This window comes from Chromobacterium fluminis, from assembly GCF_011602385.1.
GTDB lineage: Bacteria > Pseudomonadota > Gammaproteobacteria > Burkholderiales > Chromobacteriaceae > Chromobacterium > Chromobacterium fluminis.
Genome location: NZ_JAAOMA010000011.1, coordinates 1 through 16,721 on the forward strand (window position 1 = coordinate 1; position 16,721 = coordinate 16,721).

Annotated in this window: 11 protein-coding genes; 6 read left to right on the plus strand and 5 right to left on the minus strand. The window is 62.6% G+C overall.

The window, feature by feature from the left end:
* The 4 genes from HA052_RS09565 to HA052_RS09580 all read left to right on the plus strand — a co-directional run.
* The coding region (locus HA052_RS09565; RefSeq protein WP_166451754.1) for a sensor histidine kinase at positions 1-1,423 on the plus strand (1,423 nt) is incomplete at its 5' end.
* Positions 1,420-2,154: a two-component system response regulator BtsR gene (btsR, locus tag HA052_RS09570; protein ID WP_240937326.1), complete on the plus strand. Its 735-nt coding sequence runs from the start codon at positions 1,420-1,422 to the stop codon at positions 2,152-2,154. The genes HA052_RS09565 and btsR, both read left to right, overlap by 4 nt.
* Positions 2,155-2,225: 71 nt before the next feature.
* Entirely contained in the window at positions 2,226-3,002 is a 777-nt protein-coding gene (locus HA052_RS09575) for a type 2 periplasmic-binding domain-containing protein (RefSeq protein WP_166451755.1), read from the plus strand.
* Positions 3,003-3,260: 258 nt separating this feature from the next.
* Entirely contained in the window at positions 3,261-5,069 is a 1,809-nt protein-coding gene (locus HA052_RS09580; RefSeq protein ID WP_166451756.1) for a carbon starvation CstA family protein, read from the plus strand.
* Between the two features lie 482 nt (positions 5,070-5,551).
* On the opposite strand, the gene HA052_RS09585 is transcribed toward HA052_RS09580, so the two are convergent.
* The 5 genes from HA052_RS09585 to zigA form a co-directional block, all read right to left on the minus strand.
* Positions 5,552-6,313 carry a methyltransferase domain-containing protein gene (locus tag HA052_RS09585; RefSeq protein ID WP_166451757.1) on the minus strand — a complete coding sequence of 254 codons (762 nt, stop codon included), beginning with the start codon at positions 6,311-6,313 and terminating at the stop codon, positions 5,552-5,554.
* A 673-nt stretch (positions 6,314-6,986) separates the two neighbouring features.
* Positions 6,987-8,324 (minus strand): dihydroorotase, encoded by a 1,338-nt coding sequence (locus HA052_RS09590; RefSeq protein ID WP_166451758.1) that lies wholly within the window; start codon positions 8,322-8,324, stop codon positions 6,987-6,989.
* Positions 8,325-8,885 carry an LbetaH domain-containing protein gene (locus HA052_RS09595; RefSeq protein WP_166451759.1) on the minus strand — a complete coding sequence of 187 codons (561 nt, stop codon included), beginning with the start codon at positions 8,883-8,885 and terminating at the stop codon, positions 8,325-8,327.
* A gap of 139 nt (positions 8,886-9,024) precedes the next feature.
* Complete coding sequence (gene folE2, locus HA052_RS09600) at positions 9,025-9,909, minus strand: GTP cyclohydrolase FolE2 (protein ID WP_166451760.1); 885 nt, start codon at positions 9,907-9,909, stop codon at positions 9,025-9,027.
* Positions 9,906-11,153: a zinc metallochaperone GTPase ZigA gene (gene zigA / locus HA052_RS09605; protein ID WP_166451761.1), complete on the minus strand. Its 1,248-nt coding sequence runs from the start codon at positions 11,151-11,153 to the stop codon at positions 9,906-9,908. Before zigA ends, folE2 begins: the two co-directional genes overlap by 4 nt.
* Positions 11,154-11,461: 308 nt before the next feature.
* On the opposite strand from zigA, the gene HA052_RS09610 reads away from it, so the two are divergent.
* On the plus strand, positions 11,462-15,163 hold the full coding sequence (locus tag HA052_RS09610; RefSeq protein ID WP_166451762.1) for a nitrate reductase subunit alpha: 3,702 nt from the start codon (positions 11,462-11,464) through the stop codon (positions 15,161-15,163).
* Positions 15,160-16,710 carry a nitrate reductase subunit beta gene (narH, locus tag HA052_RS09615; RefSeq protein ID WP_166451763.1) on the plus strand — a complete coding sequence of 517 codons (1,551 nt, stop codon included), beginning with the start codon at positions 15,160-15,162 and terminating at the stop codon, positions 16,708-16,710. The genes HA052_RS09610 and narH overlap by 4 nt, the downstream gene beginning before the upstream one ends.
* Positions 16,711-16,721: the final 11 nt, after the last annotated feature.

Here is a 16,721-nt window from a genome sequence, read left to right on the forward strand (position 1 = left end):
TCGTTATTCGTTGGGCGGTGTCACCGCCGGCGCTTGCATGGCGTCCACCATGGCGGAAGGCTTGCTGGGTGGGTTGGTGCATCTTTATTTCGTGCGGCGCGGCCAGGTGGGACGGGTGTTCGACCCGCTGGCGGTGGCCGCGGTGGCGCTGCTGGCCGAATGCATGCAGATGTTGATCCTGCTGGCGGCGGTCAAGCCCTTCGCCGCCGCCTGGCATCTGGTGCGCAGCATCGCGTTGCCGATGATGATCGCCAATACTCTGGGCGCGGCCATGTTCATGCGCATCCTGCTGGACCGGCGCGCGCTGGCGGAGAAGTATTCTTCCGCCTTTTCCTCCAAGGCGCTGCAGATCGCCGCCCGCGCCGAGGGTGTGCTGCGCCACGGCTTCGACCGCGACAATTGCATGACCATGGCGCGCATCTTGTACGAGGAGCTGGGCGTGGGCGCGGTGGCGCTGACCGATCGCGAGCGCCTGCTGGCCTTCATCGGCGCCGGCGCCGACCACCACCTGGCGGGCACGCCCATCACCTCGCCGCTGACCCAACGCGCCATCGCGGCCAATCAGGTAGTGTACGCGGACGGCAACGAGACGCCTTACCGCTGCTCCATCAGCCCGGCCTGCAAGCTGGGCTCGTCGCTGGTGATTCCCTTGCGCGGCGAGGACGAACGGGTGATAGGCACCATCAAGTTGTACGAGACGCGCAACAAGCTGTTTTCCGGCATCAACCTGACCCTGGGCGAGGGCATTGCCCGGCTGCTGTCCAACCAGATTCTGCAGGGCAAGTACGAGCAGCAGAAACAGCTGCTGGCTCAGACCGAGATCAAGCTGTTGCACGCTCAGGTCAATCCTCATTTTCTGTTCAACGCGCTCAACACCCTGTCCGCGGTGATACGCCGCAACCCGGAGCATGCGCGCCAGCTGGTGCAATACCTATCCACTTTTTTCCGCAAGAACCTGAAGCGCTCCAGCGAGATGGCCACGCTGGGCGACGAGATAGACCACGTCAGCGCCTATCTGCGCATTGAGGAGGCGCGCTTCGCCGGCCGGCTGCAAGTGGAGATCGAGGCGCCGGAGGCGGCGCGCCGGGCCGAACTGCCGGCGTTTTCCCTGCAGCCGCTGGTGGAAAACGCGATCAAGCACGGCACTTCCCAGTTGCTGGAGCCGGGGCGCATCCGCATCGCCGCCCGTTGCGACGCGCAAGGCCTGCGGGTGACGGTGGAGGACAACGCCGGGCTCTACCGCAAGCCGGAGCAGAGCGACGGCCTGGGCATGTCGCTGGTGGACCGCCGCATCCGCGCCCGTTACGGCGAGGCCTACGGGGTGGCGGTGGACTGCGCGCCGGAGCTTTACACCCGGGTCAGCCTGCTGCTGCCCTGTCGTTGTCCGCAGGCGGACGCGCGCCGCGCCGGAGCGGCGGCATGAGCGCGGCCGGCCTGCCCAGCGCGCTGCTGGTGGACGACGAACCGCTGGCGCGCGATGAATTGCGCCAGCTGCTGCAAGCCGCCGGCGGCCTGGACATCGTCGGCGAGTGCGGCAACGCGGTGGAGGCCATCGCTTTCATCCATCGCCGCAAGCCGGACGTGGTGTTCCTGGATATCCAGATGCCGCGCATCAGCGGCCTGGAAATGCTGGCGATGCTGGACCCGGAGGCCATGCCGCAAGTGGTGTTCGTCACCGCCTACGACGCCTACGCGCTGCAGGCCTTTGAAGAACACGCCTGCGACTATCTGCTGAAGCCAGTGGACCCGGCGCGCTTGGCCAAGACCCTGGCGCGGCTGCGCCAGCGCGCCGCCCCGCCGCCGGCGGCGGTATGCGGCTTGGCGCCGCTCAGCCTGATTCCCTGCCAGGGCGTCAACCGCATCGTGTTGTGCCGGCTGGAGGAGGTGGCCTATGTCTGTTCCCGGCTCAGCGGCGTTTACGTGGTGGACGCCGCCGGCGCGGAGCGCTTCACCGAGCTGACGCTGCGCACCCTGGAAGAGCGCAGCGATCTATTCCGCTGCCACCGGCAATACCTGGTGCGTTTGTCCGCGATACGGGAAATCCTGTTCGGCGACAACGGCGTCGCCACCATCCATACGCTGGACGGCCACAGCCTGCCGGTCAGCCGCCGCTATCTGAAGCCCCTGAAGGACGCGCTGGGCATCGCGAGCTAGCGGCCGCCCGTCCAAATGCGCCGCGCAGCCCCCACAGGTGTGCTACACCTCAGTCCAGGGGGAAACATTCGATGGCAAAACAAATGCTGCTGTGCGCGGTTTGGGCGCTGGGCTGCGCGCCCGGCCTGCTCCTGGCGTGCAACGGCACGGCAACCCAGGACAGCTCGCCGGACATCAACCGGCCGGATCTGCACGGCATCGCCGTCTTCCTGCCGCAATTGCTGGAGAACAACCAGAACAGCCCGTTTGCCGAACTCTTGCAGGTGGTGGCCAGACATTACAAGGAAGGCAAGATCAGTTTCAGCATAGAGCCGGTCAAGCGCGTCTATCTGGACGCCAGCGACAAGAACGCGGACTTCCGCTTTCCCATCATGAAGGTGAGGGAGGGAGCGGACGACGCCACGCCCTATCAGTTCACCAAGGAGATGCTGGGCAAGGTCACCTTCGTGCTCTACACCCACAAGACCAAGCCGCTGGACAAGGAGGACGTGCTGCGCATGGCCAATCTGGCCAAATACAATATCGAGGCGCCGCCGGTGAACTGGGGCTTTCCCAGCAAGAGCGTGGTCAATCTGGAGCTATCGCTGAAAAAGCTGAACCTGGGCCGGGTGGACGGGGTGCTGTGGGCGCAGGAGGAGGCGGACTATCTGGTGCGCAAGTTCAAACTGAGCAACATCCATCGCGCCCGTTTCGACGATTACCCGGACGTGCTCTTTCTCAACTGCAACCGCCGCGGCGATTTCGTCCATCAGGTGCTGAACCGGGCCATCCGCGCCGCGCGCGCCAGCGGCGAACTGCAAAAAGCCTACGCCAAGGTGCATAGGCCCTATCAGGACTGGCAGCCCTGATAAGCTGTTCAAAGTCTGCTGCGCGTCGGCGATACGGCGTTAAAACCGCCTTCGAAATGCTCATGTACCATCCGTACATTCCGCTTCCTCAGCCGGTTTCGCCTTGTCCCGCTCAAGATCGTCAGCACATTCCGGGAACCGCTCGCCCCGCTCTGGCCGCCGCTGGCGACGCCATGCGGCCGCTGAGCCGCTTTCCGCCCCACGGAGACCGCGCCCGCGCGTAAGTTCCGGGTGAGACTATCACCGGAGCTGACAAAAATGGATCACGCATTGACCTTCGTGATCGCCACCCTTTGCATACTTGCCATCTGCTACCGCCTGTACGGGGTGTTCTTCACGCGCAAGGTATTGGGTGTCGATGATAGCGCCGTGACCCCGGCGCATGAATTAAAGGACGGCAAGGACTATGTGCCCACCAGCAAGTGGGTGGCGTTTGGCGGCCACTTCGCCGCCATCGCGGCGGCCGGTCCGCTGGTGGGACCGGTGCTGGCCGCCCAGTACGGCTATCTGCCCAGCATGTTGTGGCTGCTGATAGGCTGTGTGATCGGCGGCGCGGTGCACGACACCGTGGTGCTGTTCGCCTCGATGAAGCATCACGGCAAATCGCTGTCGGAAGTGGCCAAGACCGAGCTGGGCCCCTGGGCCGGCTGGTGCACCGGCCTGGCCATGCTGTTCATCATCACCATCACCATGGCCGGCCTGTCCATGGTGGTGGTGCACGCGCTGGAGCGCAATCCCTGGGGCGCGTTCGCGGTGAGCATGACCATTCCCATCGCCATCGCCGTCGGCTTGTGGGAGCGCGTCACCGGCAGCATGAAGAACGCCAGCTATGTCGGCGTCGCCGCCATCATGGCCTGTGTGTTCGCCGGTCCCTACATCCAGGGCACCGCGCTGGGCGAGCTGCTGACGCTGAAGGCGTCCACCGTGTCCCTGCTGCTGCCCATCTACGCCTTCTTTGCCACCGCGTTGCCGGTGTGGATGCTGCTGACCCCGCGCGCCTGTCTGTCCAGCTTCATGAAGATAGGCGTGTTCGGCCTGTTGGTGGTGGGCGTGGTGTTCATCAACCCGCAAATCCAGTTCCCGGCCGTTACCCAGTTCATCCATGGCGGCGGCCCGGTGCTGGCTGGTCCGGTATGGCCGTTCATCTCCATCACCATCGCCTGCGGCGCCATTTCCGGCTTCCACGCCTTCATCGGCTCCGGCACCACGCCCAAGCAGATAGACCGTTGGAGCGACATCTTGCCGGTGGGCTTTGGCGCGATGCTGGCCGAATGCGTGGTGGGGGTGATGGCGCTGATCGCCGCCACCGCCTTGCACCCGGCGGATTACTTCGCCATCAACTCCGCGCCGGATGTCTTCGCCAAGCTGGGCATGCAGGTGGTGAACCTGCCGCAGCTGTCCCAGGAGATCGGCCTGGACCTGTACGGCCGCACCGGCGGCGCGGTGACGCTGGCGGTGGGCATGGCGGACATTTTCACCCGCATCCCCTGGTTCCATAATCTGGCGTCCTATTTCTTCCAGTTCATGGTGATGTTCGAAGCCGTGTTCATCCTCACCGCCATTGATTCCGGCACCCGCGTCGCCCGCTATCTGATCCAGGATTTCGTCGGCGACGCCTGGGCGCCGCTCAAGCGCACCGACTGGATGCCCGGCGCCATCGGCGCTTCGGTGGTGGCCTGCTTGCTGTGGGGCTATTTGCTGAACTCCGGCGACATCAATTCGGTGTGGGCCTTGTTTGGCGTGTCCAATCAGCTGATGGCGTCCATCGGCCTGATCATCGGCGCCACCATCATCCTGCGGCTGTCGCACAAGCGCGCTTACATGATGACCTGCCTGGTGCCGTTGGCTTATCTCTACGTCACCGTCAATTACGCCGGCTACTGGATGATCAAGCACGTTTATCTGAACCCGGCGGCCAAGGGCTACAACCTGTTCAACGCCGCCATCTCCATCGCCATGCTGGCGCTGGGCTTGGTGATCCTGCTCTCCGCCTGCCGCAAGTGGATGGAGCTGCTGGCGCGGCCGGCGCCGGATGCGCGGCGCGAACTGGCCGCCACGGAGGCTTGAGCCGCTTGATTAAAATTGGGGTAAGACTTGGCCCGCTGGAAACAGCGGGCTTTTTTTAGGACTTTAGTTCTTCTTTCGATCACATATGGGGGGGCGGGAAGCAAGCAAGGGGTGGACTGCGTAATAGTTATATGGGGTGTAATATTGTTTTTTCTTGCCTGTATTAATTTTTGTTAGTGTTTTTCTAAAATTTTAAGAACAGTGATGGCCCCAGTGATAGCTATTAAAAAGTCTATCGACGTTTTATGTGTGTTGGAAGGTGTAAGAGAGTATGTTAAGGCAATGGTTGAATTAAAGGTGGTGGCGCTTTTCTTTTGAGGTGGAGAAATAATTTTTAGGTAATGTATTTAATAGTCGTTGGTGTGATGCCGGTGCGAGTGATATTTTTAATTAATATGTTTTCTATATTTTGTGAGTTTTAGGTAAAATATTTTTGTGTTCTGTTTTAGTGTTGCGGTTCTATGGGATTTTTTGTTGTAAAGCTATTCTCTATTTTTAGTCGGATTTCTGTTTTTTATTGCAATAATTCTCTTTAGTCCATCAAGGCCAAGAAAACATAGTAGGTGAGAAATGATAGTTGCGGTCCAGAAGGGAAGCCAGGTGGGGAGCTTTGGATGGGGGATCGTATAGATGCAGAAGTGTAGATTGGGGCATAAACTTTTAACTTCATCCAGTATGGCAACTAAAGAGTTTGGATTGTTCCAGGCTTGGTAAATTACAATTGTGCCCAGAGGATTTAGTTGGGCAGAAAAGTATTCGAGAAATTTAGATTGCAGACTGGAGTCTTTGTTGCGAGTAAATGGATAAAATTCAAAACAAAATATGCAGTCGAATTTTCCAATTTTTTCTGAGCTGGGAGAAATGGCTAGGGACTTGAATTCGGCGTTGTGGAAATTTTGCTTTGCATACTCTATGGCATCTTCGGAAATGTCAATTCCAGTAACTTTACTTTTGATGAAGGTATTTGCAAGGGCCGTTGTGGTGTAGCCTAGGCCGCAGCCTGCATCAAGGATGTGGTTTGAATTGGAAAGTTTAAGCCTTTTTTTGATTAATTGTATTTTTCTAATTGGATTGATGTCGTTGTGGGATTTTATTTCGGAGGCTGATTTGTCCCCTGTTAACAGCATTTTTCTATAAGATCCAAAATCATTTTTTGTGTCAATTTCTGAAATATTTTTTATTGAGCGAAATTTTCTTTCGGTTATAGCCAGCTCATCAGGGGTCCACCAAGTTTTTTCTTTCATCTTTAAGGCCTCTTAAGATTGAGTAGATGGTTTTTCTTGAGTGCGGCTTACGGTTTTGCTTCTTCTATAATGCTCTTGTGAAACCAAGAGTGCAGTTAGTGCATTCTAGTTGGTTGCTGTTGCGAGATTGCATCGATGTTATCTGCTATTTTCTGCGGTGAACAGGCGTAGTGCTGGCCATTTTGCTAGGTTTTTTGGGAGGCAATCCATATTCTTGTGGCTATAGGTTGAAACAATACTCTCTTTATTGTTTTTCAAGGTAGTCTTGCTATGCAATAGTGGCCGCCGCACTCACCTCAGATCCGCATCGGCCATCACTCTGCAACTTCACGGCACTAACAGTGCTTGAATTCTATCAATATTGGAATAAGGGGCGCGGTGGCTCGGCAGCCCGCGAGGGCGGGCTGGTTGGCATCCATGTTAGTAAAGCCCTGCAAGGTGCTTGCGGAACTGTCCTGCTAAGGCCGATTGTTAGGTGCAGTAGAACAAAGGCCACGGTGGAATGGCGAAGTGCTGGTGCCAAGAGGCGTTGGAAGTCGATCCAGAAATAGGGGCAGGGTCAGTTGGCCGGACTCTACCTCGTAGGCAGGCTGCTTAGACGAGGCGTAGCTGTAGCGCAGTGGTTGACCCGTGTAGTGTAAGGACTGTTTTATGGCAAACCTGTAACCGGCCCTCAGCGCATAAACCGCAGCGGCAGGCCCTGACAGTCCGGCTGGAGGCGGCCCTGGAACCAGGCCAATTGACCGGAAACGATGGTGGCGCTGACCGCGTGGCGGAAGGCCAGATGCGGGAAGGGGGTCCAGCCGCAATGGGCCAGCAGGGCGTCGCGGCAGACCGGACGCGGCGCGGGCAGGCGCCGCACCAGCGTCAGATCGGCCCAATAGCCTTCGCGCAGATAGCCGCGCTCGGCGATGGCGAAGCGGGTGGCCACCGCGTGGCTGGTCTTGTCCACCAGTTGCGGCAGCGTCAGTTCGCCGTCGGCCACCAATTCCAGCAGCGCCGGCAGCGCGTGCTGGACCAGCGGCAGGCCGGCAGGGGCCTGCGCGTAGGGCTGCTGTTTTTCCTCCCAGGCATGCGGCGCGTGGTCGGTGCCGATCAGATCGATGCGGCCGTCGCGCAGCGCCTGGCGCAGCGCGTCGCGGTCGGCGCGGCTTTTGATCGCCGGATTGCATTTGATCAGGTGGCCCAGGCGGGCGTAGTCGCCGTCGTCCAGCAGCAGGTGGTGGACGCAGGCTTCGGCGGTGATGCGCTTGCCGGCGACGGGGCCGGGCTGGAACAGCTCCAGTTCGCGAGCACTGCTTAGGTGCAGCACGTGCAGCTGGCTGCCGTGGCGCCGCGCCAGGTCCACCGCCAGCCGGGTGGATTGGTAGCAGGCTTCGGCGTCGCGGATCAGCGGGTGCTGGTTCGGCGGGATGTCGTCGCCGAAACGCAGCCGCCAGGCGGCTTCGCGTTCGCGGATGCGCGGCGTGTGTTCGCAGTGGGTGAGGATGGGCAGCGGACAGGCGGCGAACAGCCGTTCCAGCGCGGCCGGGTCGTCCAGCAGCAGGTCGCCGGTGCTGGCGCCCATGAACACTTTGACGCCGGCGGCGCGGTTGGGCGGCAGCGCGGCGATCAGGTCCAGATTGTGGCGGGTGGCGCCCAAATGGAAGCCGTAATTGGCCACCGAGCCGGCGGCGGCGCGGCTTTCCTTGTCCGCCAGCGCCTCCAGGCAGGTGGTGGCCGGCCGGGTGTTGGGCATGTCCATGAAGCTGGTGACGCCGCCGGCCACCGCGGCGCGGGATTCGCTGGCGATGCTGCCCTTGTGCGGCGCGCCGGGTTCGCGGAAGTGGACTTGGTCGTCGATCATGCCGGGCAGCAGCCATTGGCCGGCGGCGTCGATGTCGATGTCGCCGGGGCGGCCGGGCAGGCTGGCGCCTATGAGGCGGATGCGGCCGTTGCCGACGCGCAGGTCGGCTTCCCACTCGCGGCCGTCGCTGACCAGGCGGGCGTTGCGGATCAGGATGTCGTTCATTCAGAACTCGTTTTGCAGCGCTTTGTAGCCGCGCACCAGTTCGCTATTGGCGCGCAGCACGTCTTCGGAGAATTCGGCGGCGGAGACGCTGGCTTTGGGCAGGCGCGCGGTGTCGCTGGCCGCGCCTATGCGTTCGGTGGAGGCCACGTAGCAGCCGGCCGGCAGTTCGCAGCCGTCCACCACCGCGTTGTGGCGCACCACGCAGCCGTCGCCGACGCGGCAGTTGAACAGCACGCTGTTGAAGCCGACGAAGACGCGTTCGCCCACGGCGCAGGGGCCGTGGATGATGGAGCGGTGGGCGATGGAGGTGTGCGCGCCTATGGCGACGGCGGCGCCGGCCTTGGAGTGGATGACCACGCCGTCCTGGATATTGGAGTGGGGGCCGATGACGATGGCTTCCATCTCGCCGTTGGCGTCCACTTCGTCGGCGCGGATCACCGCGTAGGGGCCGATGAAGACATGGTCGTGGACGATGATCTTGCCGCAGAGGATGGCGGTCTTGTCGACGTAGGCGGATTCGGCGATCACCGGCAGGTGGCCGGAGGGATTTTTGCGTATCAAGCGCGGCTCCTTGAGAGTGTGTTCACGATCGCGATACGGCGTTGAGAACATCTTCGAAATGCTCATGTACCGAATGTGCATTCTGCTTTCTCAGCTGTTCTCGCCTTGTCTCGCTCTTGCTCGCGAGGTCGTGGATAAATTATGAGAGCTGGCTGGCGGCCACCGCGTCGTGCGGGTGCAGGCTTTCCTGATGGCGCACGTCGACCCGGCTCAGGCCGTGGCCGGCCAGCGCCGCTTGCAGCCGGCGCGCGGCGTCTTCCACATACATCAGATTGGCGCCGTTGAGGGCGGCGAAGGCTTGTTCGTCGGCGCGCTTGACCGCGGTTTGCACCGGGGTGGCCAGTGCCTGCTCGGCCAGGTCTATGCGCGCCGCCAGGTCCCAGCCGGTGGCGTCGGCGGGGATGTCGAAGCGCAGCCGCGCCTGGCTGCGCTGGCTGTGCGGGGTGGCCAGGGTGGCGTGTTCCAGCAGCCAGTCGTAAACCGCGTCCGGCGTGGTCGCGCAGTTCTGTTGGAGGAAGGCGTCGGCGATCAGCCGGCGCGCCAGCGCGGCGGAGCAGGGGCAGGTGGAGGAGTAGGAGATTTCCACTTCGGCCCACAGCCGGCAGCCGTCGCCATCGAGTTCGGCACCCAGCGCGGCGGGGTAGGCTTTCCAGCCGGACAGGCCCGGCGTGGCCAGCGCCGGGCGCTGGCACAGCAGTTCAAAGCGGAATTCGGCGCGGGCGGCGTCGCTGCCGCAGTCGGCGTGACTGTCCGTCATCGCCCGCAGCAGCCGGCTTAGGGCGGCCGGGCTGAGCGGCGCGGCATCGGCGTGGGGCTGCAGCAAGCGGTAGAGCCGGGACATGTGGATGCCCTTGATCTCAGGCCGGGGCAGGTTGACTTGCACGCTGGCGCGGGCGGCGACGCAGCCGTGGGCGGCGTCCGCCAGCCGCAGCGGCAGCGCGATGCCGTCCATGCCCACCCAGTTCAAGGGCAGCAGCGCGGCGGCGGCGCCGCTGCGCGCGATATCGGGCAGCGGGGCGTTCATGCGGCGTCCTCGGCGTCGGTTTCCAGCGGCGGGAAGGGGTCCGGCAGCAGCGCCCAGGCGGCCGGGCCGGCGGCCATTTCGGCCTCGTCCAGCAGGCAGGCGTCCAATTGCCGGCGCAGTTCCGCTTCGTTCATGGCGATGCCGATCAGCACCAGTTCCTGGCGCGCGTCGCCGATGCCGTCCCGCCAGTGGCTTTCGATCTGGCGCAGGCTGTCTTCGTCCTGCGGCCAGTGTTCGCGCGGGGTGGCGGCCCACCACTGGCCGGCCAGTTCGTGGCGGCACACCGCGCCGGCCTGCGACCACAGTTGGGCGTGAGCCGGGCGGCTGGCCAGCCAGAAATAGCCCTTGGAGCGCAGCACGCCGGGCCATTCCCGTTGCGCCAGTTCAAAGAAGCGCTGCGGGTGGAAGGGGCGGCGCGCGCGGTAGACGAAGCTGGCGATGCCGTATTCCTCGGTTTCCGGCGTGTGCTCGCCGCGCAGCTCGCTGAGCCAGCCGGGGGCGTCGGCGGCGGCGTCGAAGTCGAACAGGCCGGTGTTGAGCACCGTGTCCAGCGGCACCTGGCCGAAGCGGGCTTCGACGATGCGGGCGCGCGGGTTGAGCTGGCGCAGGATGCCGGCCAGCCGCTCCTTGTCCGCGGCGTTTATCAGATCGGTCTTGTTGAGCACGATCACGTCGCAGAACTCCACTTGTTCGATCAACAGGTCCGCCACCGTGCGTTCGTCGGCCTCGCCCAGGGATTCGCCGCGTTGCCGCAGCTGATCGCGCGAGGCGTAATCGCGCAGGAAGTGACAGGCGTCCACCACGGTGACCATGGTGTCCAGCCGCGCGGAATCGGCCAGGCTGCGGCCTTGCTCGTCGGCGAAGGTGAAGGTTTCCGCCACCGGCAGGGGTTCGGCGATGCCGGTGGATTCGATCACCAGTTGGTCGAAGCGGCCTGCGCGCGCCAGCCGCGACACTTCCAGCAGCAGGTCTTCGCGCAGGGTGCAGCAGATGCAGCCATTGCTCATCTCCACCAGTTTTTCCTCGGTGCGGGACAGCGCGGCGCCGCCTTCGCGCACCAGGGCGGCGTCGATATTGACCTCGCTCATATCGTTGACGATCACCGCCACGCGGCGGCCCTCGCGGTTGTTGAGGATGTGGTTGAGCAAGGTGGTTTTACCGGCACCGAGGAAACCGGACAGCACGGTGACCGGCAGTCTGGCGTCCGCGGATGGCGCGGCGGCGGGGGAGAGGGTGGGCGTCATGGCATGGGTCCGATTAGGTGATGGCGATGCGGATGGAGAGAGCGCTTGGCTTTCGCTATTTTTGTTATGTTATAACATTTTATTTTTCCGCGACAAGCGACTCTTGTCGCAACTAGTTCTTTCTGGCTAGTTCTTCTCGCCAAAGTACTAATCGTGACTAGTGCCAATGCGCCGCCCGGCGTCGACCTTCGGCGAATGTCGGCGCTTGCCGGCGCGTTCTAAGCTTGCAATCAAGTGAAAAGGTCCGTTTCCCCCGGTGGCTGGAGCCGCCGGCCCGCACGGCGCGGACCCCGATATTTGGAGGCAAGATGAGTCACTTTCTCGACCGTTTGAATTTCCTGGGCAAGACCCGCTCCACCTTTGCCAATGGTCACGGCGCCGTCGTCAACGAGGATCGCGGTTGGGAAGACGCCTACCGCCAGCGCTGGCAGCACGACAAGGTGGTGCGTTCCACCCACGGCGTGAACTGCACCGGCTCCTGTAGCTGGAAGGTGTATGTGAAGAACGGCCTGATCACCTGGGAAACCCAGCAGACCGATTACCCGCGCACCCGGCCGGACCTGCCCAATCACGAACCGCGCGGCTGTCCGCGCGGCGCGTCCTACAGCTGGTACGTCTACTCCGCCCAGCGCGTCAAATATCCGATGATCCGCGGCCGTCTGGCCAAATTGTGGCGCGAAGCGCGCCAGACCCTGAGCCCGGTGGAGGCCTGGGAAAAGATCAGCCAGACGCCGGAACTGGCCAAGCAGTACAAGTCCAAGCGCGGCCAGGGCGGTTTCGTGCGCGCCAGCTGGGACGAGGCCAATGAGATCGTGGCCGCCGCCAACGCTTTCACCATCAAGAAATACGGCCCGGACCGCGTGGTGGGCTTCTCGCCGATTCCGGCGATGTCCATGGTGTCCTACGCCGCCGGCAGCCGTTACCTCAGCCTGATCGGCGGGGTGCCGCTGTCCTTCTACGACTGGTACTGCGATTTGCCGCCGGCCAGCCCGCAGACCTGGGGCGAGCAGACCGACGTGGCCGAATCCGCGGACTGGTACAACTCCACCTATCTGATGGTGTGGGGCTCCAATGTGCCGATGACGCGCACCCCGGACGCCCATTTCTACACCGAGGTGCGCTACAAGGGCACCAAGACGGTGGCGGTGTCCAGCGACTTTGGCGAAATGGCCAAGTTCGGCGATATCTGGATGGCGCCCAAGCAGGGCACCGACGCCGCGATGGCCATGGCGATGGGCCATGTGATCTTCAAGGAGTTCCACCTCGATAAGCCGTCCGGCTATTTCACCGACTACATCCGCCGCTATACCGACATGCCGATGCTGGTGGCGCTGAAGCAAGACGGCGAGCGCTACCTCCCGGACTACTTCCTGCGCGCCTCCCATCTGGAAGGCGGCCTGGGCGAAGACAACAACCCGGACTGGAAAACCCTGCTCATCGACGAGGCCAGCGGCGACATCGTCGCGCCCAACGGCTCCATCGGCTTCCGCTGGGGCCAGGCCGAGGGCAAGGCCGGCAAGTGGAACCTGGAACAGAAGGACGGCGGCAATGGCCGCGAGGTGTCCGCCAAGCTGTCGCTGATCAAAGAAAGCGATGCGGTGGTGGGCGTGGGCTTCCCTTACTTCGGCGCCGAGCACGATGAACTGCTGACCCGCAATGTGCCGGCCAAGCGCATTCGTCTGGCCGACGGCAGCGAAACCCTGGTGGCCACGGTATTCGACCTGATGGCGGTCAACTACGGCATAGACCGCGGCCTGGGCGGCGGCAACGTCGCCGCCGACTACATGGACGATGTGCCCTACACCCCGGCCTGGCAACAAAAGCACACCGGCGTGAAGCCGGAACTGGTGATCCAGGTAGCGCGCGAGTTCGCGCAGAACGCGGACCAGACCCAGGGCAAGTCCATGGTGATTGTCGGCGCGGCGCTGAACCACTGGTACCACATGGACATGACCTATCGCGGCATCATCAATATGTTGATGCTGTGCGGCTGCATCGGCCAGTCCGGCGGCGGCTGGTGCCACTACGTGGGCCAGGAAAAACTGCGCCCGCAGACCGGCTGGGCGCCGCTGGCCTTCGCCGGCGACTGGAACCGCCCGGCGCGGCAGATGAACGGCACCAGCTTCTTCTACGCCCACACTAGTCAGTGGCGGCATGAAAAACTGGGCGTCGGCGAAATCCTGGCGCCGACGGCTGACGGCCGCATGGCCGGCATGGCGCTGATCGACTACAACGCCAAGGCGGAACGCATGGGCTGGCTGCCGTCCGCGCCGCAGCTGTCCGCCAACCCGCTGGACGTGACCCGCGCCGCGGAAGCCGCCGGCCAGGACGCCGCAACCTACGTGGTGGACGGCCTCAAGTCCGGCAAGCTGGACCTGGCCTGCAACGACCCGGACAACCCGCAGAACTTCCCGCGCAATATGTTTGTGTGGCGTTCCAACATCCTGGGCAGCTCCGGCAAGGGCCACGAATACTTCCTCAAATACCTGCTGGGCACCCAGAACGCGGTGCTGAATTCGGAAGACGACTGCATCAAGCCCACCGAGATCACCATGCGTCCGGCGGCGGAAGGCAAGCTGGACCTGTTGGTGGTGCTGGACTTCCGCATGTCCACCACCTGCTTGTACGGCGACGTGGTGCTGCCCACCGCCACTTGGTACGAGAAGGACGACCTCAACACCTCGGACATGCACCCCTTCATCCACCCGCTGTCCGAAGCGGTGCAGCCCTTGTGGCAGTCCCGCACCGACTGGGAGATCTACAAAGGCTTCGCCAAGAAGCTGTCCGAGCTGGGCAAGGACTATCTGGGCGTGCAAAAGGATCTGGTGCTGACCCCGCTGATGCACGACACCCCGGAAGAACTGGGCCAGCCCTTCGATCCCAAGGACTGGAAAAAAGGCGAGTGCGAGCCGGTGCCGGGCAAGACCATGCCCAAGATGACGGTGGTGGAGCGCGACTACGGCGCGATCTACGACAAGTTCACCACCATCGGCCCCTTGCTGGAAAAAGCCGGCAACGGCGGCAAGGGCATCAACTGGAAAACCGGCCATGAAGTGGACATCCTGCGCGGCCTGAACCAAGTGGCGAGCCAAGGCGCCGGCAAGGGCCAGCCCAAGCTGGAAACCGCGATCGACGCCGCCGAGATGATTCTGACCCTGGCGCCGGAAACCAACGGCCACGTGGCGGTGAAGGCCTGGGACGCTCTGTCCAAGATCACCGGCCGCGACCACACCCATCTGGCCAAGCCGCGCGAGCACGACAGCATCCGCTTCCGCGACGTGCAGGCGCAGCCGCGCAAGATCATCTCCTCGCCCACCTGGTCCGGCCTGGAAAGCGAAGAAGTCAGCTACAACGCCGGCTACACCAATGTGCACGAGCTGATTCCCTGGCGCACCATCACCGGCCGCCAGCAGTTCTATCAGGATCACCAGTGGATGCGCGCCTTCGGCGAAGGCCTGTGCGTGTACAAGCCGGCGGTGGATCTGAAAACCACCCAGGCGGTGCTGGGCAAGCATGGCAACGGCAACCATGAACTGGTGCTGAACTTCCTGACCCCGCACCAGAAGTGGGGCATCCACAGCACGTACTCCGACAACCTGCGCATGTTGACCCTGAGCCGCGGCGGCCCGAACGTGTGGCTGTCCGAGGACGACGCCAAGAAGGCTGGCATCGTGGACAACGACTGGATTGAGGTGTTCAACGCCAACGGCACGCTGACCGCCCGCGCCGTGGTGTCGCAGCGGGTGCCTCAGGGCATGACGATGATGTACCACGCCCAGGAGAAGATCGTGAACGTGCCGGGCGCAGAAGTGTCCGGCAAGCGCGGCGGCATCCACAACTCGGTGACCCGCACGGTGACCAAGCCCACTCACATGATAGGCGGCTACGCGCAGCTGTCCTGGGGCTTCAACTACTACGGCACCGTGGGCGCCAACCGCGACGAATTCGTGGTGGTGCGCAAGATGAATTCAGTGGACTGGATGGATAGTCCGGCAGGAGAGCAACAATGAAAATCCGCGCTCAAATCGGCATGGTGTTGAATCTGGACAAGTGCATTGGCTGCCACACTTGTTCGGTCACCTGCAAAAACGTCTGGACCAGCCGCGACGGCGTTGAATACGCCTGGTTCAACAATGTGGAAACCAAGCCCGGCATCGGCTATCCCAAGGAATGGGAAAACCAGGAAAAGTGGAAGGGCGGCTGGGTGCGCAAGCCCAACGGCAAGCTGGAGCCGCGTCAGGGCGGCCGGCTGAAAATCCTGGGCAATATCTTCGCCAACCCCAATATGCCGGCGATAGACGATTACTACGAGCCGTTCACCTACGACTACGAGCACCTGCAGAACGCGCCGGAGATGAAGACGCCGCCCACCGCGCGGCCGGTGTCGGTGCTGACCGGCAAGAAGATGGACAAGATCGAATGGGGCCCGAACTGGGAGGACGATCTGGGCGGCGAATTCGCCAAGCGCAGCAAAGACGCGCTGTTCGAAGGCATCCAGAAGGAAATGTACTCGGCCTTCGAGAACACCTTCATGATGTATCTGCCGCGCCTGTGCGAACACTGCCTGAACCCGGCCTGTGTCGCTTCCTGTCCGTCCGGCTCCATCTATAAGCGCGAAGACGACGGCATCGTGCTGATCGACCAGGACAAATGCCGCGGCTGGCGCATGTGCGTGTCCGGCTGCCCGTACAAGAAGATCTATTACAACTGGACCTCCGGCAAGGCCGAGAAATGCACCTTCTGCTATCCGCGCATCGAAGCCGGCCAGCCGACAGTGTGCTCGGAAACCTGCGTAGGCCGCATCCGCTACCTGGGCGTGCTCTTGTACGACGCCGACAAGATAGACGAAGCCGCCGCGGTGGAAGACCCAAAGAGCTTGTACGAAGCGCAGCTGGGCGTGTTCCTGGACCCGAACGCGCCGGAAGTGATCGCCGAGGCGCAGAAGCAGGGCATTCCGCAAAGCTGGATCGACGCCGCGCAGCACTCCCCGGTCTACAAGATGGCGATGGAGTGGAAAGTGGCCTTCCCGCTGCATCCGGAATTCCGGACCCTGCCGATGGTGTGGTACATCCCGCCGCTGTCGCCCATCCAGTCCGCGATGGAAAACGGCCTGATCGGCGAGAACGGCATCATCCCGGACGTCAAGGACCTGCGCATCCCCATCCAGTACTTGGCCAATCTACTGACCGCCGGCAAGGAAGAACCGGTGGTGAAGGCGCTGGAAACCATGGTGGCGATGCGGCGCTATATGCGCAAGAAGAGCGTGGAGAAGGTGTCGGACGCCGCCACCCTCAAGGGCACCCATCTGAATCCGGCCCAGGTGGAGGAGATGTACCAGGTGATGGCCATCGCCAATTACGAAGACCGCTTCGTGATTCCGTCCAGCCACAAGGAACTGGTGGAGAACACCTTCGAGGACAAGGCGTCCTGCGGCTTCACCTTCGGCAACGGCTGCTCCGGCGGCGAGTCCGAGGCCAGCCTGTTCGGCAAGAAGAAGGCCACCCCCATCGTGTTCCACGACATGCGGCGCGACCGCAAGTCCAATTCCGGTCAGTGAGGGAGAACGCC

Excerpts from the sequence above, each read along its gene's own strand:
- btsR (WP_240937326.1), top strand. The coding sequence starts at position 1,420 with ATGAGCGCGGCCGGCCTGCCCAGCGCGCTGCTGGTGGACGACGAACCG.
- HA052_RS09575 (WP_166451755.1), top strand. The coding sequence starts at position 2,226 with ATGGCAAAACAAATGCTGCTGTGCGCGGTTTGGGCGCTGGGCTGCGCG.
- HA052_RS09580 (WP_166451756.1), top strand. The coding sequence starts at position 3,261 with ATGGATCACGCATTGACCTTCGTGATCGCCACCCTTTGCATACTTGCC.
- HA052_RS09585 (WP_166451757.1), bottom strand. The coding sequence starts at position 6,313 with ATGAAAGAAAAAACTTGGTGGACCCCTGATGAGCTGGCTATAACCGAA.
- HA052_RS09590 (WP_166451758.1), bottom strand. The coding sequence starts at position 8,324 with ATGAACGACATCCTGATCCGCAACGCCCGCCTGGTCAGCGACGGCCGC.
- folE2 (WP_166451760.1), bottom strand. The coding sequence starts at position 9,909 with ATGAACGCCCCGCTGCCCGATATCGCGCGCAGCGGCGCCGCCGCCGCG.
- zigA (WP_166451761.1), bottom strand. The coding sequence starts at position 11,153 with ATGACGCCCACCCTCTCCCCCGCCGCCGCGCCATCCGCGGACGCCAGA.
- HA052_RS09610 (WP_166451762.1), top strand. The coding sequence starts at position 11,462 with ATGAGTCACTTTCTCGACCGTTTGAATTTCCTGGGCAAGACCCGCTCC.
- narH (WP_166451763.1), top strand. The coding sequence starts at position 15,160 with ATGAAAATCCGCGCTCAAATCGGCATGGTGTTGAATCTGGACAAGTGC.